The following is a 26,708-nucleotide window of genomic DNA, read 5'->3' on the forward strand; positions in this document are numbered from 1 at the left end:
TTAAGTGTTGTTTTTTTTTGATTTAAAAACGAGCGTGCAGTTGTTAAGTGGTTGAGCTGCACCGTCTGTTAAAACACCTGATATTTTTGTCATAATTTTCTCCAATTTTAGATAATAAAAAACCGCAATTAAGCGGCGTTGTTAGTAAATTGCAAAATCAATCAAGAAAGCCATTCGAGTTATTCATTAACAGCGCTAACGAATTGAACGAGAACCTACATTGAGTTAACTTTGAATGTTTATGTCGTTCACCAATTAATAGAATGTTAATTCTACTTCCAACAGGAAGCGGAGGGACTGGCACACATAGGTTATCTATTTTTCCGTTATTAATTAAATGATTAACACTAAAAGAAAATTGATTGTTAAATAAAAATTGTAGCGTTACATCAGATACTCCGCCATTTTTGCATTCAATCCATGTTGCGCCCGCGAAGCAAAGAGTTTGCCAGCACCCATTCCCCTCAACGTCCATTATATGCGCCGAATTTAGCGGAGGATTAAAACCAAAACTCAAATAAGCATCACGAACGTAGTTTTTTGCTGAAAGTATATTACCTTTTATCTGCCCAACATTTAACATCCCTTTAACCTGGCAGTCTTCGTTAATCACTACATTGTTTAATTGTCCATGATGCGCATAAATTGCGCCAGAAATGTTAGCCCGTCTTGCGTTTAGCGTACCGTCCTCCCAGAGTTCAAATGCGGGCGGATTACCTGCACTAATAACGCTACCAGCAAACATTCTGCCACCCGTAATTAAAGGCGCTTTGATTTCAGTGCCAGCGATTAATCTGTCACCTCGCATAGTACCAGTTGCAATTAAATCACCGTCCAAGAACATGGCAGGCTCAATCCATTGTGCGCCGTTGTACATTCTTGCTTCAGAGTGCGCCACCTTGCCCGCGCCATCCAATGAGTAGATAATTAATGTGGTATCACGAGCTGGATAAAACCCAAATTCACGATAAAACATCAATGTAGCTTCATCATTATTAGCTGGAAATCTACCATCTCCCGTTTGAATTCTAAATAATCCTCCTGCACCATTTTCTGCAATTAATGTTTTTGTGTTAGCGATGAACATTTCTGAACGACCGACAACATTAACCGCATTTACACCGTACCAATATTCAGTGTCTGGCTGGCAATCAACATCGGTAAGCGTCATAGCTCGACCAAGATAATTGGTTTTTGCTTCAACTTCGGACTTTGTTGTACCTTTGTAGAATTCGAATTGTGTACCTAGACTGGATACAGACGTCATCACGGGACGAATAGCCACATTAAAACTACTTGGTGTAAGCACTAAGCCTGACGGCTTGGTTGGCGGCAGAATAGAAAAAGCAATAGTCGTTTCATCGCCCAATCGTCCATCTTCTGCTACCCCTCTAACTGTTGCACTAAACTTGCCTTGTTGTAGGTCTGATAAATAATATTCAGTATCATTAACAGTTTCACGGCTAATTAATTTATCATCACGATACACTTTTACTTCAAACTTCAAGTTTTGAATGGTTCTCGGTGTGGACCATGAAAGCCTAGCTTGGTATAAGTCTGATTCGGGGATTATTTCAGCTTGTAGTTGCTCAACAGGGGGAATTGACCAGCCGAAAATTGTATTACTCTCAGCTTCGAATTTAGCCCCGTTATCTACTATCTCCTCTTTTTGCGGTTCATGTTGTAGCGCGGTGATTGAGTAAGTGCCGTCACTATTTTCAGCAATGGTTATGGCTTTGAATAGTCTTGGTTTGATTTTATTGTCATATAAGCCCCAGACAGAATATTCATCGACATTAACACTGCTTACTAAAACAAGCTGATTGGGTTTGACTTGCGCTTGAATTTTAATTTTTTGTAGCTGCATATTTGTATCAGTCACACTTAAATACGCATGTTTCATGTTTTTAATGTCAATATCGCGGTCTAACGTAATTGTGCTGCCATTTGCTTCTAAAATTCGTCCGCCGATAGTTGTACCTGCAAAATCGTTATCAGCAATACCAATAATATCGCCGGGTAAATGACGAATGCCTTCGCGACCAACGCTGAATGTAACGGTTTGTGTCTCTAATTTTTCAGTTTGAATTAACCACTTCCCAACTCGGTGCGCTTGACCTCTCGACGTACAACCGAACGCATCAATTTGCGCTACATTTAATCCAAAGCGTTTAATTAGTTCATCATCGGCAACGTACTCAGTTGTTGTTTCCCAATTGTTATTAGGGTCAATATAACGAACATGCACCGCTGTGTGTCGTGATTTTTGTGCTGCTGATGTGTAGTTGAATTGTCCATCCACTACATTGGCATTTGCATAAATTGCTACAGGGTCACTTGGTCTATCCATTACTGCCGTGTATTGCGTACCGTCCCAAATCGGCATGGCTCGGAAGATTGAGCACAGGTCGTGGATAACATCATATGCTTGTCGTTGCTCAGTAATGTAGCAATTGCAAGTAAACCGTGGCTCTTTGCTGCCGAAACCGTCATCAACTAGCTGGTCGCAGTATTGAGCAATCGTGTATAACGCAAATTTATCAACACCGAATTGACCAATACGATTACCCATACCGTAACGTGTGTTAGTTAGTATGTCGTAAAATATCCACGCAGGATTATTGGTCCAAGCCAATTTAAAATTACCCGACCAAAACCCTTTATACTCCCTTGTTTCGGGGGTGTAATTGTCAGGCACTTTAACTATCATACCTTTAATGAGGTAGTTACGACGAGGCACACCACTAAACTGCGATGAATCGAATTTTAAGCCGACAACAGCAGTATTCGGATATGAAAATTTAGTATCGTAGATTTCAGTGTATGAACTCCACAATGTATTGTTAACTAGCAATGATGATGTACTATCTGGCGTTCTGCGAACTACACGAATATTAAACGGTTTTGGTGGTAAATCGTCTAAAATAACCGAAGTTAAATACTGTGAGCGTGTTTTTTTATCAACTAAATCGACCGTTTTTACTGTTTTCCAGATACTGCCCACACCAATTTGAATTTCCATGCTAACAGATGTTCGGTTGATGTTGCCCTTTTTGTCTGTTGAACTTAATGACTGCACGCCAACCGTGACTCGTACTCTATCGATATTTGGGTCGGTAATAGTGCGCACGATCGGTGTTGATGCTTTCACCTCAAGATTAACTGGCACTTCGTTTTCAGTAGCCGGAAAGCCCTCAAGCGGTGACTGTGCTTGAATTCCAGCCGTCCATTCAACATTAACGCCATTGAAATTGTACGAGCCGTCTGGTGCTTGGATTGGTGTATCATTTAAAAATATACTTTGCAATCCGTTTGCTGGACCCTCTATCTGTCCCTCACATAATAAATCAATAATACTCAGTTGCTGGTGTGACTTGAGATTATCCTGCGCTTCCTTTGGTGTTTTCGCCTTTCCTGAACCTTTACCCATTTTTCGGCCCCTTTATGATTTTATCCCAAGGGATTGGTGTTGTTGGTTTTTTATCTGTATTCGTTGCGTCGTCTAATGTTTCAAGCCCTTGTGACAGCACTTTCGAACCCACTTTTATTAAGCCATAGCAAAGCGGCACAGGTGCTCCTTGCGCTATCGTGTTGTCCAGATTAGAAAAATAGGTGTTTTTATTAGCGCCACCGTCTGCTGATTTGTCGGTTTTAGGTAATTTGGTTAGCATCTGAGCAACACCGCCAAGCATTAACCCAGCACCGCCCGCCACCAAAGCCAGTCCTACCCCTGTTGTTATACCGACTACTACACCGGCAACGACCATCGCTGCGCCAGCTATAAAACTAAAAATACCGCCTTTAGCTCCAGCAACTTGGGGGACAATATGAATAACGGCATCTTGTGGAATTCGACTGTGTAGACCAAACTGTAAATTGTCATCGTTCATATCTACGCCGTTAATTCGAACGCGAAAATAGCCGTCCATAATCCGCTTTTTCAAGCCTTTGATTTGACAATACAAGCCATTCATCGCTTCTGCCGCCGTTTCTACGCTCATATTGAACTTATCGCCATATTGTTTAAGATTGCCGTGAAAGAGAACGATTGCCATTTTTTATGCCTCCAGATTGAATGTGTGTATTTTCTCCAAAATCCGTCGTATAAATCCCTTTTCGATAGACGATTTGGACAATGATGTAAAATAAATTGATTGCCGATATAAATGGCCGCATGATTAGGCGTTGTTGAGCCGAGGCAGACTAAGATAACATCGCCCTCTTGAACGTCCGCAACTTGTTCAAAATTATTTTTAGGTAACAAATCTAAATAGAGATTTTGCCCTTTATGCCACCAGTCATCTTGACGCTCATAATCAGGTAAATCGATACCTGTTAACATGTACGCATCTCGCACCAATGTTAGGCAATCGCTCTTACCGTGCTTGAATTCACGACCTAATAAAGGTTGTATATACCTAAATTTGTGAATTTTGTTATCACAAACTAGCCACCAATCGACTGCTGTTTGTTGCTGATAAAACTGGTCGGCTTGGCTGAGTATCGGTAAACCGTTTGGGTGAGAGTGAACAATTGCGGTTATCTCTCCTTTTTGTTCTGCCTTTATCCAATCGTCAGGGGGTATTTCAAATGTTTCGGTTGGTGTAGGTGAAATGCTATTGCATGGCAGATAGGATTTATTATCAATAACAAATCCGCAGCACTCTGCCTCACCGCATTGTTTAGCGTGATTAAGTATTTGTGTTTTCATAATTAATTAAGAGAGTTTAGCAGCAGTTGGGAAACCACCGAATGGAAGAATACCGTGTTGCCCAAAGCGAAGTTTACAGCCAGTAAGGCAACCACTACATTTATCTTTAGTGATGTCATTAGTCGGTTTATCAAATTCATCAGCTACAGGTCCACCTGTATAACCACATTCAGATGAGCGATATATCCAGCTACAGGTATTCGCAATAATGACACGGGCTGGAATTAATGCCCCGTCTGATTCACACGGTAATGCTAATTCAAACATAACCACCATTGAATTTTGTTGTTTTACCTGCTCAATCACATAATTTGAGATGATTTCGCAAAACGGATCTGCATATTGATTGCCATTCTCAAAATTCACTGCGTCTAAGTATTTAACAGGTACTTCGTGACGAGTGACAATTGCGCCAAGTAAGCCGTCAAAATCGGAGATTAAACCAGTGATAAAGCCCATGGCATTACTAACGCTCATTGTCGGGCGGTTACTTACACCCTGCCCACTCTTTTCAAAGCCCTCTACTTTAATAGGGTAAGGCTCGTAAATATTACCCTGCCATGTAATTGGTCGCCTCAATTCATTTAATCCATTGTGAAAACGAAAAATTGTTTTGTTACCCACGATTTTAGTTAAATCGACTTCATATAGGTCAACTATCGAATCTTGTGCGATTTTTGTGATATCAAGTAGCATTTTTTCTGGGATCATGCGATTACCTCAATCCATCAACAATTGATTTAGCATATGCAAGAGCATTATCATAAAACTCACCAATAACAGTATGTTTAGTCAAATCCTCAGCATATTTAGATAACAGCTTTGTCGTCGGATTAGCTTTGTCTATTCCTTTAATTTCGATTGATACATTTAATGTTGGCACGAAGTCGCTGTAGGGGTAATCTTTTTTTTCCTTTGTATAACCGCCGTTACTTAATTCGTGCAACCTTATTCGTAATCCTTTGTAGTGAATTTTTTCAATTATCGCATCGCTAATAGCTGATGATTTTATTTCAGCGTCTGCAATAAATTTGTTATCAATTGTTGGTTTATTGTGTACATCGATATCTAAATTACTCATGCGACTACCTCTTCAAATGTTGCTGTTATTGTTGTTACTTTGTTCGTAACGTTAGATGTCCAAGACGGGCATTTAACTGTTATCAATCTGTGCGAGTTTGGCTCTATCCATTTAAATGCGTGAAGCCCGCCTTGCCTCGTTAAAAAGTCATTGATGTGTTGCGCATCTTCTCGCAATACTTTTAGCGTAACGCTGTATGAGCGCAAGTCGTTGTTAATGCCATCCTTGATTCGTTGCTCGTAGCCGTCACCGAATTTAATGGTTTTTATTTTTGGCTCAGCTTTTTCGCTCATATTCGGCGAAACTTGCCAGTGAAATGTTTCCATATTTTAATTTTCTCCAAGCAATAAAAAACCCGCCGAAGCGGGTTTTACAAAAGAGTTTAATAGATAATTAAATTTAATATTCTTTTTTTATAAAAGAAATCTGAACAACACCCACGTTATCTATGCTGTTTTCAGCTTTGATTACAGCTATGAAGATTTTCAATTCGGTATCAATATTATCTTTGTACGTTTTTTCTGAAATTATACAGAGTCGTTCTCCTTCACAAATAGGATTAACCCAAAAACTATTATGAGGTTCAATGTTTTTGTTAGCAGAACTAGAATAATATAATTTATCAAATTGACTAATATACGAGTTATATAACGATATAGCTTTTTCACCAGTTGAATCGTAATTAGTATCACTAGAAACTTCCGGAGAGGTATAATAATTATTATTTTGAGTATAGCTAATTAATCCGTCATTCTTTTTAAAGATAACCATTTTGAAATTCAGCTCAGGAAAAAACTCTGATTTAATTGAATAATACTGAGTATTACGATCCTCGCTCTCCCTTTTATAAGAAATGTTGACACCTTTAAGCTTTACGTCATCAACAGTCATTCCCCATTTCAGTTGGTTTGGTAGTTCAATTTTAGGTGCTTTTTTATTGCAACCATTACTTAGAAAGCAAAATAGAATTATAAATAAGGCTTTTTTCATACCATCTCCTTAATTAAATTTAGGTAATGTTATGAAATTTAAGCCATTAGATCAACGTTTATTAAGTATTCCCCCCGGTCGTTTTTCGTATTGGAGCCTGTTTGTTATTAACACGTATACTTCATTTGCAAGCAACTGTACATCTTGTTGAGATACCCCACCACTTTCAACGTTTATAGGAGTATTTACAGTTATATTACCTGCTGATTTATTCGATGTTTGCAAGAAGTCCTTTAAGTCAGCATTGGTTCTAGCATCGACTACACGCTCGCCCTTATCAAGCAACCAAGTACCCTCTTTCGGTATGTTGTCAATACCGCTATGCGCCATGCCAGTTAGTGTCTGAGCTGCGATCATACCTACCGACGCATAACCCAGACCTCGTGTAATTCCAGACATAACACCAGTCGGATCAAACTCTAATGCTTTAGTTGCTGCTACTTCTGTGCTAATCATTGCTTGCGCTATAGCTGATGCTTTACTAGCTACAAACATCGCTTTGTATGCAGCAGATGATTCGCCTGCTGTTTCTTTAAACATATCAGCAATCGAGCCTGTTAATGATGAGAATGTACCGAGTGTTGCTAATTTATATGCAGACTGAATATCTTCTTGTCTTTTTTTCATTGTGTCTTCAATATTAACAATAGCATCAGCATATTCTTGCTGTTTTATTTTCTTTTCTTTCAATAAATCATCAAACAATTTCAACTGTTGCTGATGCCAATCTTGAAGTTTTTTGTCATCTTCTGCAACATTCAGTAAATCACTACCTAAACCGTTGTAAGAGTTGTGATAGCTGAATGTTGGTGCTGATTCAGCGGCTTTTTTAGCCATTCTATTAAGCATTTCTTCGCGCTCTTTTAATGCTAGATTTGCTTTTTCAAAGACAGTTAAATGTTGCTTGTAAGTATCTAGCTGTTGCTCAGCAGGAGTGCGCAAAGAATCCATTATTGATTTATATTCTTTTTGCGCATTTAGCCGATCAAGCTCTGTCGCTTTTATTTCTAATGCTTTCTTTTGGATATCAGTTAGCTTACTTAATTCCCCTTCGGCTAATTGTCGGCGAATTTTTTGTTGCTCAGTGATATCAATGTAAGCGTTGATTTGACTATTAAGACGATCAAGCTGTGATTTATACAGCTCTGCTGCGCTCTTGATCGTTTTTGAGTGTTTGAAGCCCTCTTGTAGCTTGAAGCTTTCACGTAGATTTTTTGTATATAATCTAAGCTTTTCAGCAAGCACATCTGACATTTCAGCAGATACTTGCTGATTAGTTGCTAATGCAATTAAATCAGCAGCGTGTTCAATAGCAGCATCACCTGCAGCGCGTTGTAAGCCGGCAAGCACATATGCTGCTTCTGCCCCATTTTCAGATTTAACTTTGTTTACATCCAGTTGCTGACTAAGTACGCCAAGTTGATTTTCTAAATTCGGAAAATCAGCCGCATCAAGTAACTTTACTTTAGTTGCTGTTTCACCAGAAGCTTTACCGACAGCATCTAACTTTTCTTTGTTTTCTGCTAATTTTTGTGTGTTTTGTAATAATTCAGAAGTTACAGAACCAATTACTTGCTCAAGCTCTTTACCACCCCCCGCTGTTGCTATTAATTTTTGCCCCGCCTCATATAAACTTTCGCCAAATTCTGATGCTGTTATTTCTCCATTTTTTACTTTGTTTTTTAGTGCATCAATTTGTTGTATATATTCATCAATAGCTTTTTTATTTGTTGGAGATAAATATACAGACGCACTAGAATAATCTGCAGCCATTATAATTTCAGATAAACTATCTTGTAATTTATCTTTAATTTTAGAAACATTTATATCAATATCTTTTGTATTAATATCAATTTCAGCTTGCAGTCCTGTTGTTATGTTTAGCCGTCTTGATTTGTCGAGCTCTTTAAACTTAGCGAGCAGTTGATCAATGGGTAGCTGTAATTCTTCGATCGGCTTCTTAGCTTTATCTGCACCGTCGCCCATCATTAAAAAACCAGCTCCGACGGATAGCAAAGTCGTAGCTAAACCAAGTGGACCACCAAGCATACCTAACAAGCCGCTACCAGCTCGCGATAACAAATTAAACTTGCTAGTTAGTACATTTACTTTTGTTTGTGCAGCAGCGAGCTCATTATTTGCTTGTGTTTGACGATTAATCGCAGCTGTTAAATTATTTTGCGCAATAAGACTGGCTTTTAAGCCAACAGCTCGTTGAGCTTCAAATCGAGCAGCATTTACTTCGGCAACCGCTTTTAATTGCAAGCTTTTAACTGCTGCTAGTTGCGCCTGAGCTTGAGATATTTGTGCTGTTCGGTTTGCTAGTGTTGTTTTTGTGGCATTGACGACTGAGTGAGAAAGATTACCGAAATATCTGGATAACCCAATACCAGTAAATGCTACCCCAGCGATACCGATCAGTTCGATATTATTTGCAACTAGAATTAACCCGTTGGCAAGGCTTTTGGTAATGCCATGGCTTTTATTAAACTCACCGATCAAGTGTTTAAAACTGTTAGTCAGGATCGTTACACCATCTTTACCGGTAAAACCCATTGCATCAGCCATTGCCCCGGTTTCATCTTTAACCTTTATCATTGCATCAGCAAGTTGTTGCATTGATATTTTCCCGTTAACGCCAAGGCGTTTAACGTCCTTTTCCGCTATCCCCATTGAGTCTGCTAACGCCGATGCAATGTTTGATGTTGAAGACATTAATTGAGTCCATTGTTTACCAGTAATTTTCCCAGTAATCATGGCTTTATTGATTGTGTCAATACTAACTTTTACTTTGTCAGCAGATGTCGCATTCATTGTATAGCTATTTGACATAGCCTCGATGAAGTCAACGGTTTGGTCAATGCTATAACCAAGATCTTTCATTGAAGAAGCGGTAGCAATATACAGCGCTTGTGAATCCTCGATAGCTTTAGCGTTACGATTGCTTATCGTAAGAAGTCTATCTTGTACATTTTCATAATCACTAGCAGAACCATTAACTGATTCAACCGCCATTTTTACACGAACAGCTGATTGCCACCAATCGTCCGCCATATTGACAATGCTAGTAAAGGCAAAACCACCGGCAAATGCGGTGGCTACACTTAATGCTGATGATTTTAGCTGTATTAATTGCATGTTCATTGCTTGAACTGAGCGATTATTGCTAGCAATGTATGCATCAAACCGCTTTGAGCGATCTTCCATTGTTTTATAATAATCTGTACCAAGCCGTGATGCCCTGCTCATTTCTCGTTGATATGATGATGAGTCGGCAGTAACTCGGATTGCCAATTCTCGCAATGTTGCCATTTTAGTTATTTCCCAAGTAAATTTGATAGCGCGTCAAATATGCTGACAGGCTCTTTCTTTTCTTCTTTGAATTTAAGTAAACAGTCGTCAAACTCGACTTTTGCACCTTGTGAGCGATAGATAGCCGATGCGACTTGTGCGGCGTGCCAGTCGTGACGCTCGTCGCCGATCGGGTTTAATTTGTCGAATGCGACCCAGTAGTAAAACTCCCTAGCCGTTAATGCTTGTTCAAGCTCGGCAAGAGTTTTACCGAGCCTGAGTGCAAGTTTGAGTTTGAAAAAAAGTTCAGGGTCAGAATCTACTTTTTTTCTGCTTCCTCAAAGGGTTTTTCAGATAACCCGATTAGATCAATTGATTTATTCACAATGCGTGTATGAATTGGTCCGTAGTTTTTTACTAAATCATCAATATCATTGTTTTTATCAAAAACTGGATCACCATTTTCATCAACATAAATTGATGCAAAAAGTTCCGCTTCTGCTTTGATTTTTAACTCATCTTGTTCTCGATCTGATGTTTTTTTGTTTTCATTGATTGATTCAACTGTTTTGATATAACGAGCAAAATCAAGATGAAGTGGCTCTCGCACAAACACCTCACACCGCCATTCTGGAATCGATATAGATTTAGTACGAAAACCACAGTTTTTAGCAATAGCAACTTCTCTTAAATTCATTATTTACTCTCCGTAGATCGGGTTGGTTGTGTTGCTGGTGTTGGTTCGTTAAACTCAAATCCACCCTTAACTTTGAATGAAAATGAGCCTGTAACAATACCATTTTTGGGTGATTTAAATTCATAACTAGTAACACGCGCAATCCAATCAACACTACTACCATCTTCATATAGAATTTGAAATGCGTGATTATCTCCCGTATTGTATGATTTACGTAAAATTTTCTGTCCAGCATTTCCGACAACAAAATTAACGTTTATTGATACTGTTGCTTCGGCGGGTAACCCATTAATTGTTTCCTTGTTTTTTGACGCTAGTGTCGAAACATCAATTTCCTCCCCCTCGGGAGCAGTCATTGATAAATCAGTTACGGTACCTTCAAGTCCTACTTTTACCATCATATTTGTTATAAATTTTGTTGACGGATCTTTACTAATAAAAACACCGATATCACGGGTCCTAGTATATTCACTTTTTGCTTCTTGAACTTCAGACATATTAATTTCTCCAAAAAATAAAAAAACCGCAGTTAAGCGGCATAAATGGTTAAATGAGTTATTATTGAATGTAAAATTCTAACGTTGAGCGATAAAGCTCGGTTTCGGTTTCATAGTCTTGGCGACTAGTGATATTGAATGGTTTTAACGGTTTCAGTTTTTCGTATGACTGTTGTTTGATGGTTTCAGCTTCGAGCAGTGTTTTAGCATAGATATCAATTTGAAAACAATACTCAACAGATGATTGGTCACTCATAACATCGTCGTAAACTTCTGAAACTTTTGTGTAGCACAAGTATGGTGGGCTAGTTCCTTGTGGTGCAATTAATGGGCTAACACGACCGCCGCACAAGCCTTTTAATGTGTTATTTATTTTAGCTTCTATCATTTTGAGAAAATCTCATCGATGTCTTTTAAAAACTGTTCAAATGCTGCATCTTCTGCCTTTTTTACATTTGCATCAAAAGCAGGACGGACAAAAGGTCGTGCTGACATTTTTGACGTGCCGTTTTCGATCATCCACCAGTAAAAAGGTAAAATATTTTTATGCTTGCCTTTTTTTGATTTTTTGATTACTCGAATTTTTTTAAACTTCACGCCAGCAGTTAGCGAACCTCTTGCTGTATCAACAGAAACCGACTTTTTGAGGCGTCCAGTTCGAACTGGAGCACTTGCACGGATAGCGTCACGAAAAACAACAGCACCAGCGCGTACAGCTTTTTTTGATACTTTCCGTTGTTCTGTTTTCGACAGCAACTTAAAATCAGCTTCAAGCTCTTTAAATCCAGTTATTGATAACGTGGGTTTAATCATAACGTACGCCTTTTTGACAGGGTAATTCAAGCCGTGTCCTTTTTACATCTTCTAATACCGCTTTAATATCGTAATAGATACCGTTACATAACACGCGCATATCAGCAGTAATATCGTTTCTATACCGAATTAGAATTTTACAATCTGTTTGCACCTGTTCAGCTTGTGAGCTTTGATACTCTTTCCCTGACGCGTCCCGAATTTCTGCTCGTACAGTGCACACATCGACCCATTCATTAACTAGTTGTCCCAGTTCGTCTTTTCGGCTAACTTGCTTTTGAATGATTATCCGGTTTCTTAATCGACCTGCTTTCATAAAGGTATAATCCTATATGGGTTAATCAACATTTGATAAGCTAATGGTAAAGCACTCGCATTTCCGTTAATTGTTACCGCTTCTCGATTGTCATACCAATGCCCAGCAAGCATCAAGATCGCAACTTTGATTGCATCGTTAACAACGATTCCGCTTAGATCACTATCTGGCACGGAATCATTATATAATTTCCGATTTAGATAGTTTTCAATTGTTGTTTTTGCGGCATTTGCATATGTGACCAACAAGGCATTATCTCCATCATGCTCAATGTTTGTATGAGCTTTTAACTCTTCAATTGTGGGCAAAGCCATAAATACCCCCTAAGCCCCCCCCAAGCAATAAGGGGGCGTTATATTAATTCAATTTTGATTTTACGGACCTAAATACAACTAAACAAACGGGACGTTCAGCAATTTAATAGCATTACTATCATTCAGCATGGAGCCGACACGTTTTGTTGTATAGAAACCAACAAATGGCTTCCTAGTGTACGGGTCTCGTAACATACGAATACCGATACGATCAAAGATATAAAAGCCACGCTTGAAGTTACCAAACGCAATGGGTGCTTTATTTGAAACGTTGTTGATATCCGGCATTTGTTCATTTTCAGCAACAGCAAAGCCCGATAATAATGATGGTTGACCAACCTGTAAGCCTGGTTGCCAGATGTAATTACCGTTAGCATCTTTCAGTAAGCGAACGGCTAACAATGATTGATTGTTCATCATAAATTTAGCGCCTGCACGATAGACCTTACGCAGTGTGTAAATTAACTTCACGATATCATCAGCTGTTAAATTCGCTGCGCCGGCTGCAACGCTTTGCAATTTACCCCAATCGCGATCACTATCTGCCTGCGTTGTGGTTTCGTAAGACAAAAAACCTTTCGGTTTTTTATTGCCGTCACCGAGTGTAAACGCCTCTTCTTCTTTTTCTGCAAACTCTTGAGAAAGCTCATTCACAATAAAAGATTCAACATTAAAAAAGGCATCATCCAGCATGGTTTGCGTGGCGTATGGGTTACCGTAGATTTCACCCCAGACAGGAGAAATAACACCGAGTTTGGGTGTTCCTGTTTCTGTTCGCTCATCGGTTTCACCAACCCAACCACTAGCAATGCCACCTTTATTTGTTAGTTTTTTCCAATCAGGTGTGCCAACCGTCATTACCGTACATTCTTGACGCATCACAACTTCATCACGCAATGCAGATAAAATATCGGTATTTAGCTCTTCTGGTACCGCAAAACCACCGTCAGCATCTGTACCCGTTTGCATCGCTTTTCGTTCCAGCTCCGCTAATCCTTGTTCATCACCTTTGCGAATAAACATGGCAAACGCTTCTTTATGTACCGTTGCTTGTTTGTTACCGCCTGCGGGACGTTTGACCTCTTTTAATTCGTTTTCTAGCGAATTTTTTACATTATCTAATTCTGATATTTTTACATTTAAAGTTTCAACCTTTTCAGCTAATGTGCTTTTTTCTTGTGTGATTGCTTCTAGTCGCTTGTCATTTGTTGCTTTAAATTGCTCAAATTGGTTTTTAATTTCTTGCGCGACCAGTTCAACATCTTTTTGATCTACTGCCATAATATATAATCTCCTAGTTAAAGATGGATTTTAAAATTTCTAATGCGTTTTCTTCGCTATTACTAACGTCTCGCTGTTTTAGTGAAGAGTATCCCTCAGACATAAACGCCTTTGCCTGAGTTCTGGAGAGTCCAACGTCGCGCAGTACTCTTTCTATTTCTTTCGGTGGCGGTATATCACCACTTTCGAAAATACTTTTTACGTTATCAATCCTTGCTTCATCGTTGGCAGGGAACGTGACAACAGAAACTTCCCAAAGGTCAATGTCCTTTAAAATGAATGCAGATTTTTCATTGTCATAATCATAATCGTTTAATATGTAGCCTATTGATAATCCTGATAATGATTTTGCTTTCATATGAGCATGTGCTCGTTTTGCGAGGGGGTCATCATCGATTAATAACTGCCCCTCAAGATATAGTCCGTTATCGTCCTCAACCATTTTTGTGTAATAGCCGATAGGTTCGTCCATCTTGTGTTGCCAAAGGAGTGCAGGTAAACGTCCTTTTTCTTTCCACTTATTAAGCGAATTCGCAAAAGCGCCTTTAATCACGATATCGGAATAGCTATCTTTTACGCCGAACACCGAGCCGTAGCCCGTAAACGCACCTGTATCACTGATTGACTTAATTTCAAAGGGTATATCAAGTCTCTTTTTGTTTAGCATTTTTGTTATTATCCTGTGGTTTAGTAGTCATATTCATTGGGGTTAGATAGATGTCTCCACCCTCTCTTGGATTACGCTCTTCCAAATCTCGGCACTCATTCGGTGACAAAATGCCCCAGTTAATACCTGTGGCGTACGATTCATAACGTGATTTCATATCGCCACGCAATAACGCTCCTACATTGAATTTGGCATAAAACTGCCCTCGCTTTTCTTTATTAACCAGACCAACATTTATGCGCTGTTCAATACGTGTTAGATACGGTACTAATGAGTAGTTAACAAATCCCATACCTAGATTTTCAATATTATTGAATGTAGCCCTATCGGTGTTTTGCACCAAGTGCATGGGTACCCGAAATATTCGGCATATTTCCTCTAATTGAAATTTACGTGTTTCTAGAAATTGGGCATCTTCGGCAGACATACTAATGTTATTCCACTTAAGCCCCATTTCTAGAATCATCGGCTTATGTGCATTTGATAAACCCTGATGCCGTCCTTGAAAATTATCCTTTAATCGCTTGTACGCTTCATCAGTTAACACCTGGTCAGTTTGTAATACACCACTTGATACCGCACCATTACTGAACAGTCTGGAGCCGTGTTCTTCCGTTGCTAAACCTAGCCCGATAGCGTGCCGCGCGTAACTAATCGGGCTTAGTCCAACTAAAGAATCCATTGAGAAAGTGCGTACATGCCAAATTTCCTCTTGGGATAAAACATCACAAGAGCCTTCAGGAAAAGTAACTTGATAAACGGGCTCCCATTTTTCATTGAGCTTTGGCGTTACGCTACCGGGTAAGAGAGGAAGTAACTCAACGACCTCGCCGAATACTTTAACTTTGTAAGCGTAAAAGTTACCTCGTAAACAAAGGCAACCGATTAGATACTCCCAGAATTCTTGGGGTGTCATATAGTTGTTTGGCGCAACGTACAAAAGCGAGTACAGTTTTTCTTTAGGTGCTTTCTTTCGCCCGTTATCGGTCGCTTGATATAAAAAACAAGGTAACATTCCAACTGATTCTGTTAGCACTCTCACGCAACCGAATACCGCTGTTAACTGCATAGCTAGGGCTGGGTTGACTCTGCGACCCGCGTAAGTATCTAGTGAAAAGCCGATGTGATCGGATAACCCTTGAGAAGCAGTACTCGCTTGTGATTTACGTTTAAATAAATTAAAAATATTCATTATAAGGACCGTATTCCTACGTTTAATATGTGATCCGATAGATTATTTGTTTGTTCACACTTTGCATCAGCACACCCCCTAGCCATAGCTAGGGATACAACACCATCAATTCGTCCTGAGCTTTTCTTCTTCGCAAAGACTTTATTTTCCTTGTTATCAGATTCAAGCACAGCGCTAGCCGCATTCCATCGCAAGCATGGATTAAATTTAATCGTGATATTATTTTCCGTGATATCTTTTTCTAACAGTTCAATGGAGTGGGGCATCCACAAACCGCTTTCTTGAGACTTAAAAAAACCTTGTCCGTGCGGGGTCATTTCAATATCAATGGACTCATTATCAAGCGACTTTTGAAAGTATTTAATTCTGTATGGATCGAACGCCAAGCTAATAATGTTAAACTTTGCTTTTAGCTCACCGAGGCGCTTTGCAACATAATCGTAATCAACAACACGTCCGGGAGTCGCAAATAAATGACCTTGCTTTACCCATACATCATAAGGAACGTGGTCGGACTTTGACCTGTCTAATAGCGTTTCTTGCGGTGTCCAAAACTCGGTAAATGCTGTTTTATATTTAGGGAAGTAGAGGGAGAGAGCCGTTAAATCGCGAGTACCAGATAAATCCAACCCGCAGTAACACTCCTCTCCAACAAATTCTTCTATATTAAAATCTTGCTCGTTAGCCATCCAAATGTCAGCAGCAAGCCACGGGTTATCCGCCTCTACCCATTGACAAAAATTAAGGCGTCTGACAATGGATTCTTTGGCCGGCATCCCTTTTGCTTGTGTGACTTGTTCGCGTAAATACTTATGTGTAAATGTGTGACCTAGTGACGGATTGGCTTTTGGCCAGCAAGATTCATCAGTAAGCGGATCGTCCCCTTCATCCAATGAGCAAATAAAAGAAAAAAAAGCGTCATCGGTTAATGTTTGTTCCGCTACTTTTCGACCGTACTCGTGATACTCATAACAAACGCTTGTTTTGTTATGCCCTGAATTAGTTATCATTAATATAATGGCTTGGGTACGCCCTTTTGTCCCTGCTCTCATCATCTCAACAACTTCATTCGATTTGTGTTCGTGTATTTCGTCAATCAATACACAGTGAGGTCGTGGACCCGATTGTCCGTTATCTGATGATATTGGGCGGAAAAAAGCACCTTTTTGTAAGTAAGCTAAATTCCAAACATTTTGACCCGTGCCAGATTTTCTTATCCGCTCGTATAATGCTGGGGACTGATCAACCATAGCAACAGCATCACGAAATAATATCATTGCTTGGTCTTTCTTTGTTGCCGCTGCGTAGACTTCTGCTCTCGGCTCGTTATCTGCCATTAAACAATAAAGCCCTATCCCAGCAGCCAACGGCGATTTACCCGAACCTTTGCCTGATTCAATATAGACCATGCGAAAGCGACGATAACCATCTAATGTTTTCCAGCCAAATATTGAGCTGACAATAAAACATTGCCACGGTAGTAATATGAAAGGCTTCCCTTCGTGTTCACCACCGTTTAGCTTAAGTACTTTCTCAAAGAATGCAGTAGCACGATCAGCAGATTCGATATCCCATATTAACCCTTTTTCTTTTGCATTTTTTAAATCATCTAAATGTCTTTTACATGAGTTTCGGATATCAGGACCGGCTAAGATTTTTCCTGATGTCACATCAATGGCGTATTGAGTCGCTTTATCAACCAAAGAATTGGTCGAGTTCGTTTGCTTCCTCTTTGCCATTTACTTTCACCTTTGATCTAGATGCTTGTGTCAAACCGTATTCAATCATCCAAGCACGTAATCGCCTATCAGCATCTGCGCGTTGAGCTACCGCAGGGTTAGACTTTAAAACTAACTCCCCTTGAGTGTTAACTACTTGCTGTACTTGACCGTGCTCTTCGATTACCTTGTCACATTCTAAAATTTCTATATAACATTTTGTTAAACGTTCAATTGCGATCCCGTCAACAACAGTCAATAAACCCATGTCATTGAGCATGTCACATAACCAAAGGTAGATATCTTTAGCTTGTTCGTTGAAGTGCTGAGGAATATCGGGATAGCCTTCTTTGGGTTTAGGCTCTTTACTATTTAACGGTCGTTTACCGGGATTGCCTGTCACCAATTTAAAAGGCGTTGGTGTTGGTCTGCGACCTGCCATAATTACTCCAAAAAAAAAGTTTCAATTCGCGGTTTTGCATAAAAAGGAGGGTGGGCGGTTTAGAACGTATAGGGTCGTAGGAATTTACACCCCCCTCCCCTTATTTATGGTTTTTTGATAAATTGTTGTAAATTAAAGATTTGTTTTTTGCTGTCAACCCAATGCCCACCATACGGCATACCGTTAACATCGCATCCTATCTCTACTCCTCTATTCTCAATACGTTGTTTAGTGCTTGAGTGGTGAGTACTACATAATCCTTGATAGTTTGATGAATCCCAAAATAGCTTTTGGGCTTTCTTTATCTTTATCGGGTCTTTAGATATTAATGCTTGTTCTAACTTATGGGGTATAATGTGGTCTACTGCTGTAGCTGGTTCATATCTGCCTTGCTTCCTACACATAACACAAAACGGGTTACGTTGTAGATATGTTTGTCTTGCTTTGCGCCATCTAGGGTTGTTATATACGTTTATCATGGTATTAGCTAATCACACATAAATTCGGTATTATTCTTTGGTGCAATTTCTTTACAATAGTATTTCTGCCAGCCGTCAATTATTGCTTTGTTGTGGCTGATTGCATTGGTGAGATTGTAATAATCTTGTTGAGAAGTTCTTGCAAGTCGTAAGGCTTTGTTAGCAATATTGCTGGTGGTGGCACTATCTCGCTCGACGGATTCGACTTTGACGCGCAACTCGACAAGACCATTATCGATATCATTACGTAAAGCATCTGTTTTAGCATACCCATTTTTAATAGCCTCGATAATGTTTGATTCAATTTTTTTAACTTCATTATTATCTTGTATGTATTTTTCGTACTTTGCTTCAGCTTTATTCGCTCTTGAGACTGCAAGACGTTTATCTTGCCAGCAGTTGTATGCAAAATAACTAACAAAAGCCAATATACTAATCAACGTTATATTTACTTTTGACAATTTGAACATGATTAATCACTCAACAATAACGATACAAATAAAAACCAACCCCAACCACTGACATTGTTAACAGCCATTATTGAAGCGATGATAAAGCATAAGATAGACATAACGCTTTCTCCTTTTCCCGCCTAATTACTAAGCCATTCAGTACTTTACCGCCTGCCTTATTCCATTTCGGAAACTCATTACAAGCCGCTTTATAATCACCGTTGTTCAAATGCTTATACATTGTTGAAGTGCGCATTTTTGTGCAACCAACATTAAATGTAATCGAAGTAACAGCATCAAAAACGGGTTGATATAAGTGAAAACCATTAGCGTAGCGATTGACACACATTTCTGCTGTTTTGATATCACCAACCCAACGCTCCGCTATTTCCTCGTCTGTGTAGGCTTTTTGCTGAATGTTACCCGTTGAGCCGATACCAACCGTTAACACATTGGCTGGGCAATAATATGGCTCTCTTACACATGATTCAGCGTTGCCGATTATTTCAAGCCCTGCTTTGCTGGTTCTGATTTCATCTGAGTAATTAGCAATAACAATACCAATGATTACCGAAACACTACAAATCGCACTCGTCGCTATTCTTGCTGTGTTTTTCATAGTATTTTTCTCTCAAATTCTTTTTATGATAAAAGTCTCGGCGTTTATATACCCAGTTAATAATAAACGTCGCTATTGATAAAATAATACCAACCACAATAGCAATATCGTTCAAGCTGAGCGCTCCTAAAAGCGTACACAAAACACCCCAAAAATACGAAATTGGCGAAGTGTATCTTTCCATTTTATTATTCTTCATATGAGTTAATGATGTGACAGCGTACTAGCTATTATGTAGTTATGTGAGTGTCTAGCTTTGCTGTCGATTTGATGTTGAATGAATTAATCAAAAATTTTGACATAAAAAAAACCGACTTTTGTCGGCTTAAAAGTGTTTAGATTTTTACAGGGAAAATAAAAAGCCTCAATTAAGAGGCTTTCTTTGTAGTAGATGTAGATAATAAAAAAGCCCGCATTTGCGAGCTTTGCATAAAAATCCTATCATGGTTAATTTAGTACAGTTTCTGTCCCACGTCAACACATTTTAATAAAAAATATCATTTCTTTTTGATAATTTAGCAACGATAAAACTCTCAAACGATTTTATCCTTCTATCAACTGAACTCTTAGACATACCTTTCATGTGTGCGATACCTCTTAATGTTAAATTTTCGCTCCAATCATGACCCCCAACAGCAACATCAACACCCCTATAGTACAGTTCAGCCAGCTCTTGCTTCTCCCTCATTGCTGCATCTTTTGAGTTTTTCGCCGATTTTATACATTCGTCAATAAACTCCAGTTCGTTTTCAATATATACATAATTTTTTTTGGGGTATAACTCAGAAAACATTGAGCTGACATTTTTATAACCACACTTACTAGAATACGCATTACATTTACCCCACATTTTTAGTAAATCAATGGCTTTAGCTAATAAATTGTTCGCATTAGCGCTCTCCATAAATAAATTTTTACTATCAATATAATTTTCAAATTGCTTAACATCTGACCCATCATCAACGTACATATATTCTGATTGCATCTTTCACCTCCCATTTGCAAAAAATTCGCAAATTGAACTTTTATACTTAAATTTTAAAGAAAGGTTACATTTCTATTAAGCCTTACTGGATAAGGCTTTATTCCGTTTTTTTAGGTGCATTTGTTACCCCGTTACCGACGTTTTCCTATATATACCTGAACTCTATGACACTATACAGTAGTTTATACAGTACTCTGTTTATAGACGTCCACTTTATATATAAAGGTAACAAAGGTTACAAAGGTTACAGCGTTATTTTTTAAGATTTTTTCCGTAACCCTTGTCAGTAAAATGTTACTTTTGTAACCCTTTCTTAGTTTTTAACAAACGCTTTGAAAAGTTTTTCTTTATCCCTAACAACTTTCTTTTTATAACCCAAACTTTGCAGCGTTTTACTGATCCTTAGTTCTTCTCGGCGACCTATATTTTTGGGGTCAAGCCCTATAGCCCACCTCAACACTTCACCCGAACGCAAATACCTTTTACCGATTGGTTTTTCGCCTGTTGTGATATCGGGTTCATTTAGCCATCTGCTAACCGTTTCTTGCCAAGCATCTTTAATCATGTATTGTTCATGTTCGCTTGTCGCTAATCGCTCCGCCGCTGTAAACTGGATACCGCTATCAGCAAACATTTGCTTGGCTTCTGCCCACAGCTGATCACGGTTGGCTTTAATGCCTGCTACATTCACGTTACTGACTTTTACAGGTAGAAACCTACGATTACCCGTATCATCCGATAAAAATTCATCCTGATTTGTGGTACCAATGAAAACTAAGCGACGTGGGAACTGCGTAGCAAACTCCCGATATTTGGGGATCCAATTTTCATGCGTCCGAGTGATAAACGCCTTAATACTTTCTAACTCCTTAGTATGTAACCCGCGTAACTCACCGATTTCACCAACCAAGCGCCCCCGCATTTTTCTTGCCAAGTCATCATCTTTTTCAGCAAACGACACCTCACAAAAGTAATCAGGGCTGGGCGATATTGCGGCAACACCCGTTGATTTACCACAACCCTGATCACCCACAAAAATAGGTACCATATCCGCCTTTATTCCTGGTTGTAAAACACGGCCTGCTAGTGCTGTCCATAGATAAAGCGAAACAGCCTCCGTATATTCGTTTGCTTCAGCATTAAAATAGTCTGATAAAAATGTTTTGATTCGAGGCACGCCGTCCCATTTCAATCGTGATAACCATTCTGTAGCCGAATCAAAAGGGTTTTCGTCAGCGACTAATAAAACAATATCTCGTATTAGTTCACGTCCGATTGGTTTAAAGCCTCCTTTTTCTAGCCCAATTCGTAACCTTGAGTAATCCGCATCGGTAAACGTTTGCCACTGATCGCTATCAACGTGGGTAAACATGATCTCGTCACGGAACTGATCAAACTTAATATTAATTCGACAAACATCAGGGCGCTGAACGGCAAGATAAACATTGTTAATTGTGGCTTCTATCTTGCCGTTTTTATCACGTTTAAAATTGGGTAAAAGCTTTTCTCCATCATGAGTAGGGATAACATCGAAATCGTGCGAACGATAACCGATGGCGTCTAAAAAATCGCTATCGGCTTTATCCATGCAATGCGCATGCAAGCACCTAAAATGTCCCTGATCAAACCCTCCCGTCCCTGCGGGAAAATATGCAGTTGCGGTTCCATTTGATTCTGTAGTATGACTATCGGCAAAGGGGCACTCAATATAACGCTCACCGGACTTGCCAAAACCGACAACGTTCCAGTTTTTATCTAAATATTGCGTAATATCGTCGCACTTAACGCCTTGATTTTTAGAGATATCTCTAACTTTATTGGCTCGAGAAATAACAAGTTTTCCGCCGAAAAACTCAGACAGCGACATCCATAAGTTATTAAACTGTTCCGATGTCAGCGTAGGTATACTCCACGGCAGCCCCCCTTCCCATTGATAGCGTTCGCCACTTGGGTGAGTACCAGCCGCAATAAATTGTTGTCCGTTGGCCAAAAATTCGATGATATTATCATCGTCGAGTTTAATAATCTGTTTAGTAAAATCGCCGGGCATAGCAAACATAAATAAAAATTTACTGCTGTTAGCACGAAAGCGACACGGTAATACTAATTGTGTGTGTTCTGCTATATATGAATTTATGTAAGTTTTTACCTCGCTAGCTAATAAGGGATCTGACACATCAACATCGATAGCACGAACATTCCGCGTTTGTATACAAATGCCATAATCGCTATTCTTAGCCCAACTCTCGATCTGCGACGGTGTAGAGTTATAGTTTGTCCAATTAGTAAACCCAACGGTTTTCCCTGCTTTGTTATAGCGTGATGGTGTTTTGCCTAGGGTTTTTAATGTGCTTTGTTTGGATATAACAGCATTGGGGTTTGACACTACAGGCAATAAATCCTCAGTCAAACCCAACGCTAAATCAAAATGAAGCCAGTCATCTGGCATTGCTCCAAATATCTTTCCCATATTAGATATTCTCGTCGTCAAATTGGTTAACCGTATCTAGAAACGATTGCAAAGCTGCAACCGTTTGCCAACGAGGATTACAGGTAGGATCATTTAGTATTCTACTAATAGTCGGCTGTGGTATTTTCGTATGTATTGATATCTCATTTTGGGTGAAGCCCAATGATAAAATTTCTTTTAGTAGTATTTGTGGATTTTTCACAATAGTCACCAATTCATTAATGAATAGAAAACAATACTGTAATGTATTTTTAAAGCTTTTACAATATTCATAAATGAATTAAATTAGTTATTTTATAAAAATAGCTAATAAATGGGGTTTTATGTCATGATTGATACAATTGTAAATAATTTAAAATTATTAATGCGTGAAAAAGGGATCGCTAACGTTACAGAGTTGGCCAGAATAACTAAAATACACCAACCAACTTTACATAGGCTATTAGCCGGAGAAGTTAAAGATCCCAAATATGCAAATTTAAAACAGTTAGCTGACTACTTCGGCGTTACAGTATCTGATATAGTTGAAAAGGATATGTCTAACATGCCGAAAGTTGATATCGTGAGCTTTAAATGGGCGCCAGTTCCAATAGTAGGTAACGCCCAGTTAGGTGATGGAGGATTTTGGACAGATATGGAATACCCAGTAGGAACAGGAGATGGCTTTATTCCATGGCCTACAACAGATAAAGATGCTTACGCATTAAAATGCAAAGGCGATTCTATGATGCCAAGAATTAAAAATGGTGAGTATGTTGTTATAGAGCCAAACCACGGATATATACCCGGTGATGAAGTACTTGTAGTAACAACGGATAGCAAAGTAATGGTAAAAACCTATTTATATACTCGTAGTGGTGTAGTTACTTTGGTGTCCATTAATGAAAAACATCCGCCGATCAATATACCAGAAAACGAAATTTCAACGATACATTACGTCGCAGGCATAGCTAAAGAAAGCCTTCGCAACGAATAATATTACCAAAATAAATACCCTCTCTTTCTGTTAAAAATAAAAACATTTTATAACACACCAAAAACAACCCGCTTTGCGGGTCCTGCTTTTTTTCATAAAAAATAATTCAATTTTGAATTGACAATAAATACATCATCGCATAACATATATTCGCAAACGGATTTTTAATTCACTTATGAATATAAAAATCTAACAACCGAACGGCGCGACTTTAAACCATGCGTCGGGTGCTTGGCGGGTCAGGATGGCGGCAATAAGACACAGTAAATAATCAAACTAAATGCCTTTCAATGAGAGTTATTTAGTTTGAAAACAAAAAGGAACGAAAAAATGACCGATTTAAACGCTAAAAAATTAAAACGGACACAAGCTACACGTAACCGTCACGTAAGTTTGGAGCCCCAACCCCCGACCCTGTGGAGTCCGATATTACTTATTGTATTTTGCGCCATTTTTATTGCAGCCTATTTATCATCAGGAGTATAAGAAAATGTCATTAGAACAAGCCATCACAGAAAACACCGCGACAATGCGTGAACTGATAGAAGCGATATCAAAATCCTTTGCTGTTTTTGGACAAGCACCGCAAAAATCGGGACAAAAAACAGCAGAAACGGGACAAGTAAAACCAGAACCCGAACAAAATACCCCATTAACGGAATCGAAACCAACCGAGCCACAAGCACCACAAGCACCAAGCATACCAACCGAGCAAGAAACTATTCGTTGTCTTATGGAACTCGCTAAAAAAGAACGTACCAGAGCGGTAGCGATATTAACCCAGTTTAGGGTTAGTAAAGCCAGTGAGCTAAAAGAAGATCAGCGAGCCGAGTTTATGGAGGCGGTTAATTTACAACTAAAAGAGCTAGAAGGTAAATAATATGACCAGCCATGCCTTAATATCCCCTTCCGGTGCTGAGAGGTGGTTTAACTGCCCTGCCTCGTTGTGGTTTAGTAAAGATGAGCCTGATCAGTCATCCGAATATGCAAAGGAAGGCACCACAGCACACGCACTAGCTGAGTATTGCTTTAATTTCAATAAAAAAGCGGACAGCTTATTGGGTATGAAAACCGTGGTCAATGATATCGATGTCGATGAGGAAATGGCCAAAGCAGTTCAGATTTACGTTGATACTGTGAACGGTATTAAATCCTCCATGTCCGATGTTTTAGTGTTTGATGTCGAACAAAAGTTAGACTTTAGCGAGTTACTTGATATCAGCACAAACATCAATACCATGAATACCGACTATAAACCCGAAAAATCGTTTGGTACTGCCGACGTTGTGTTACTTTGCGACGGTGAGCTACAAGTGCACGATCTTAAATATGGTAAGGGGGTACGTGTTAGCGCCGAGAACAATAAACAGTTGTTGATTTACGCACTGGCAGCCTATTACTACTACAGCCTTGGGTGCGAAATTAATAGGATTTCAGTGCATATACATCAGCCTCGGTTAAACCATTACTCCGACTTTACCGTAACACCCGCCGAGCTTTTTGAGTTTGGCAAGCAGTTAAAAGAAAAAGCGGGCATCGCCTATAACATCTACTTAAACGGTCCCCAAAGCGATACCGATTTTTGTGCTGGTGAATCGCAATGCCGTTTCTGCAAAGCGGCAGGTAAATGCGAAACGCTAGCAAATCAGGTAGCACAAGCCACCGAAGCCGATTTTGAAAACCTAGACGATGCCTTTGTCGAGCAGGTAGATAAATTAGCAAACGAAGCGTTAGCTAACAGATTTAAATCCATTGGCTTAATCAAGTCGTGGATCACAGCAGTTGAAACCAAAGTACAGTCAGAGCTACAACACGGCAACGCGGTACCCGGTTTTAAATTGGTTATCGGCAGACAAGGTAACCGAAGTTGGGTTAGCGAAGAAGATGCTGAAAATGTATTAAAAAGCTTCCGATTAAAACAAGATGAAATGTACACCCGTAAGCTTATTAGTCCAACGCAAGCCCTCAAAGTTTTAAAAGGTTCGGATAAACGAATCGCCAAACTTGAAGAAATTATAACCCGCTCGGAAGGTAAGCCGACCGTTGTCCCCGAATCCGACAAACGCCCCGCTATCTCTCCAGCAGATGATTTTACAGACTTAACACAAGAGGATAATTAATAATGAAAGTTAAATTACAAAACGTACGATTAGCATTCCCTGAACTATTTAAAGCAGAACAAGTAAACGGTGAAGGTGATCCGCAATTCAGCGCAACGTTTATTTTGCCTAGAAACCACCCTAACGTAAAAGATATTGAAAATGCCATTTTACAAGTAGCTAAAGAAAAATGGGCAGATAAAGCCGATGCGATATTGAAAAAAGTCAAAGCGGAATTAAAAACTTGCCTAAAAGATGGCGATTTAAAAGCCGACCTAGAAGGTTTTGCCGGCAACTACTTTTTAAGCGCTAGCAATAGAACCCGACCTTACGTGATTAATCGCGACAAAACGCAACTTAAACCAACCGACGGTGTAATGTATGCAGGTTGTTACGTTTACGCAGTTATCGACATCTGGGCAATGGATAACAAATTCGGCAAACGTATTTGCGCATCGCTATCAGGTGTCCAATTCTACAAAGACGGGGACGCATTCACGGGCGGTGGTATTGCCTCAGATGATGACTTTGATGACCTATCCGTCGATAACGAAGAAGAGTTTAGCGTCTAGTACAGAACAAAGCGCATTCTTAGAGTGCGCTTGATTGTGTACTGTT

The 26,708-nt window shown here is 39.3% G+C and carries 30 protein-coding genes and 1 pseudogene; 4 read left to right on the plus strand and 27 right to left on the minus strand.

Annotated elements, in window-relative coordinates; all coding sequences use genetic code 11:
• The 27 genes and pseudogenes from BQ5209_RS10610 to BQ5209_RS08185 all read right to left on the minus strand — a co-directional run bounded on the left by BQ5209_RS10610 (position 1) and on the right by BQ5209_RS08185 (position 23,015).
• Complete coding sequence (locus BQ5209_RS10610; protein ID WP_143421878.1) at positions 1-93, minus strand: prophage tail fiber N-terminal domain-containing protein; 93 nt, start codon at positions 91-93, stop codon at positions 1-3.
• A gap of 64 nt (positions 94-157) precedes the next feature.
• The gene (locus BQ5209_RS08060; protein WP_085248024.1) at positions 158-3,430 is read right to left on the minus strand and encodes a TipJ family phage tail tip protein; all 3,273 of its coding nucleotides are present in this window, start codon (positions 3,428-3,430) and stop codon (positions 158-160) included.
• Positions 3,423-4,055 (minus strand): tail assembly protein, encoded by a 633-nt coding sequence (locus BQ5209_RS08065; RefSeq protein WP_085248025.1) that lies wholly within the window; start codon positions 4,053-4,055, stop codon positions 3,423-3,425. The genes BQ5209_RS08060 and BQ5209_RS08065 overlap by 8 nt, the downstream gene beginning before the upstream one ends.
• Positions 3,998-4,711: a C40 family peptidase gene (locus tag BQ5209_RS08070; protein WP_085248026.1), complete on the minus strand. Its 714-nt coding sequence runs from the start codon at positions 4,709-4,711 to the stop codon at positions 3,998-4,000. Before BQ5209_RS08070 ends, BQ5209_RS08065 begins: the two co-directional genes overlap by 58 nt.
• Before the next feature lie 6 nt (positions 4,712-4,717).
• A complete protein-coding gene (locus BQ5209_RS08075; protein WP_085248027.1) occupies positions 4,718-5,422 on the minus strand; it encodes a phage minor tail protein L in 705 nt (234 codons plus the stop codon).
• A gap of 4 nt (positions 5,423-5,426) precedes the next feature.
• Positions 5,427-5,792, minus strand: coding sequence for a hypothetical protein (locus BQ5209_RS08080; RefSeq protein ID WP_085248028.1), 366 nt, complete (start codon positions 5,790-5,792; stop codon positions 5,427-5,429).
• Complete coding sequence (locus BQ5209_RS08085; protein WP_085248029.1) at positions 5,789-6,118, minus strand: phage tail protein; 330 nt, start codon at positions 6,116-6,118, stop codon at positions 5,789-5,791. The genes BQ5209_RS08080 and BQ5209_RS08085 overlap by 4 nt, the downstream gene beginning before the upstream one ends.
• Positions 6,119-6,191: 73 nt before the next feature.
• Entirely contained in the window at positions 6,192-6,782 is a 591-nt protein-coding gene (locus BQ5209_RS08090) for a hypothetical protein (RefSeq protein WP_085248030.1), read from the minus strand.
• A gap of 51 nt (positions 6,783-6,833) precedes the next feature.
• Entirely contained in the window at positions 6,834-10,094 is a 3,261-nt protein-coding gene (locus BQ5209_RS08095) for a tape measure protein (protein ID WP_085248031.1), read from the minus strand.
• Positions 10,095-10,099: 5 nt separating this feature from the next.
• A pseudogene (locus BQ5209_RS11035) lies at positions 10,100-10,300 on the minus strand (phage tail assembly protein T); the annotation flags it as partial.
• Positions 10,301-10,392: 92 nt separating this feature from the next.
• Complete coding sequence (locus tag BQ5209_RS08105; RefSeq protein WP_085248032.1) at positions 10,393-10,770, minus strand: phage tail assembly chaperone; 378 nt, start codon at positions 10,768-10,770, stop codon at positions 10,393-10,395.
• Positions 10,770-11,267 (minus strand): phage tail tube protein, encoded by a 498-nt coding sequence (locus BQ5209_RS08110; RefSeq protein ID WP_085248033.1) that lies wholly within the window; start codon positions 11,265-11,267, stop codon positions 10,770-10,772. Before BQ5209_RS08110 ends, BQ5209_RS08105 begins: the two co-directional genes overlap by 1 nt.
• Positions 11,268-11,328: 61 nt before the next feature.
• The gene (gene gp17 / locus BQ5209_RS08115; protein WP_085248034.1) at positions 11,329-11,655 is read right to left on the minus strand and encodes a tail completion protein gp17; all 327 of its coding nucleotides are present in this window, start codon (positions 11,653-11,655) and stop codon (positions 11,329-11,331) included.
• On the minus strand, positions 11,652-12,080 hold the full coding sequence (locus BQ5209_RS08120) for an HK97-gp10 family putative phage morphogenesis protein (RefSeq protein WP_085248035.1): 429 nt from the start codon (positions 12,078-12,080) through the stop codon (positions 11,652-11,654). The genes gp17 and BQ5209_RS08120 overlap by 4 nt, the downstream gene beginning before the upstream one ends.
• Positions 12,073-12,396, minus strand: a complete 324-nt coding sequence (locus BQ5209_RS08125; protein WP_085248036.1) for a phage head closure protein — start codon at positions 12,394-12,396, stop codon at positions 12,073-12,075. The genes BQ5209_RS08120 and BQ5209_RS08125 overlap by 8 nt, the downstream gene beginning before the upstream one ends.
• On the minus strand, positions 12,393-12,710 hold the full coding sequence (locus BQ5209_RS08130) for a head-tail connector protein (protein WP_085248037.1): 318 nt from the start codon (positions 12,708-12,710) through the stop codon (positions 12,393-12,395). Before BQ5209_RS08130 ends, BQ5209_RS08125 begins: the two co-directional genes overlap by 4 nt.
• A gap of 78 nt (positions 12,711-12,788) precedes the next feature.
• A complete protein-coding gene (locus tag BQ5209_RS08135) occupies positions 12,789-13,991 on the minus strand; it encodes a phage major capsid protein (protein WP_085248038.1) in 1,203 nt (400 codons plus the stop codon).
• Positions 13,992-14,004: 13 nt separating this feature from the next.
• Complete coding sequence (locus tag BQ5209_RS08140) at positions 14,005-14,658, minus strand: HK97 family phage prohead protease (RefSeq protein WP_085248039.1); 654 nt, start codon at positions 14,656-14,658, stop codon at positions 14,005-14,007.
• Positions 14,636-15,850 (minus strand): phage portal protein, encoded by a 1,215-nt coding sequence (locus BQ5209_RS08145; protein WP_085248040.1) that lies wholly within the window; start codon positions 15,848-15,850, stop codon positions 14,636-14,638. The genes BQ5209_RS08140 and BQ5209_RS08145 overlap by 23 nt, the downstream gene beginning before the upstream one ends.
• A complete protein-coding gene (locus BQ5209_RS08150; RefSeq protein WP_085248041.1) occupies positions 15,850-17,589 on the minus strand; it encodes a terminase large subunit in 1,740 nt (579 codons plus the stop codon). Before BQ5209_RS08150 ends, BQ5209_RS08145 begins: the two co-directional genes overlap by 1 nt.
• Entirely contained in the window at positions 17,546-18,010 is a 465-nt protein-coding gene (locus BQ5209_RS08155) for a phage terminase small subunit P27 family (protein WP_085248042.1), read from the minus strand. Before BQ5209_RS08155 ends, BQ5209_RS08150 begins: the two co-directional genes overlap by 44 nt.
• Positions 18,011-18,114: 104 nt before the next feature.
• Complete coding sequence (locus BQ5209_RS08160) at positions 18,115-18,489, minus strand: HNH endonuclease signature motif containing protein (RefSeq protein WP_085248043.1); 375 nt, start codon at positions 18,487-18,489, stop codon at positions 18,115-18,117.
• An 8-nt stretch (positions 18,490-18,497) separates the two neighbouring features.
• A complete protein-coding gene (locus BQ5209_RS08165; RefSeq protein ID WP_085248044.1) occupies positions 18,498-18,959 on the minus strand; it encodes a lysis system i-spanin subunit Rz in 462 nt (153 codons plus the stop codon).
• 67 nt (positions 18,960-19,026) lie between these two features.
• Complete coding sequence (locus BQ5209_RS08170) at positions 19,027-19,560, minus strand: lysozyme (RefSeq protein WP_085248045.1); 534 nt, start codon at positions 19,558-19,560, stop codon at positions 19,027-19,029.
• Entirely contained in the window at positions 19,520-19,759 is a 240-nt protein-coding gene (locus BQ5209_RS11040) for a phage holin family protein (RefSeq protein WP_370737834.1), read from the minus strand. The genes BQ5209_RS08170 and BQ5209_RS11040 overlap by 41 nt, the downstream gene beginning before the upstream one ends.
• A gap of 285 nt (positions 19,760-20,044) precedes the next feature.
• Positions 20,045-20,545, minus strand: a complete 501-nt coding sequence (locus BQ5209_RS08180; RefSeq protein WP_085248047.1) for a hypothetical protein — start codon at positions 20,543-20,545, stop codon at positions 20,045-20,047.
• Positions 20,546-20,858: 313 nt separating this feature from the next.
• Positions 20,859-23,015, minus strand: a complete 2,157-nt coding sequence (locus tag BQ5209_RS08185) for a VapE domain-containing protein (protein WP_085248048.1) — start codon at positions 23,013-23,015, stop codon at positions 20,859-20,861.
• A 328-nt stretch (positions 23,016-23,343) separates the two neighbouring features.
• Between BQ5209_RS08185 and BQ5209_RS08195 the strand changes: the two genes are divergently transcribed.
• The 4 genes from BQ5209_RS08195 (at position 23,344) to BQ5209_RS08210 (ending at position 26,662) form a co-directional block, all read left to right on the plus strand.
• A complete protein-coding gene (locus BQ5209_RS08195; protein ID WP_085248049.1) occupies positions 23,344-23,991 on the plus strand; it encodes a S24 family peptidase in 648 nt (215 codons plus the stop codon).
• Positions 23,992-24,481: 490 nt separating this feature from the next.
• Positions 24,482-24,871: a hypothetical protein gene (locus BQ5209_RS08200; RefSeq protein WP_085248050.1), complete on the plus strand. Its 390-nt coding sequence runs from the start codon at positions 24,482-24,484 to the stop codon at positions 24,869-24,871.
• A 1-nt stretch (position 24,872) separates the two neighbouring features.
• Positions 24,873-26,111 (plus strand): DUF2800 domain-containing protein, encoded by a 1,239-nt coding sequence (locus BQ5209_RS08205; RefSeq protein ID WP_085248051.1) that lies wholly within the window; start codon positions 24,873-24,875, stop codon positions 26,109-26,111.
• 2 nt (positions 26,112-26,113) lie between these two features.
• Positions 26,114-26,662 carry a DUF2815 family protein gene (locus BQ5209_RS08210; protein ID WP_085248052.1) on the plus strand — a complete coding sequence of 183 codons (549 nt, stop codon included), beginning with the start codon at positions 26,114-26,116 and terminating at the stop codon, positions 26,660-26,662.
• The last annotated feature ends 46 nt before the right edge of the window (positions 26,663-26,708 follow it).

This window comes from Gilliamella mensalis (genome assembly GCF_900103085.1).
GTDB classification, from domain to species: Bacteria; Pseudomonadota; Gammaproteobacteria; order Enterobacterales; family Orbaceae; genus Gilliamella; species Gilliamella mensalis.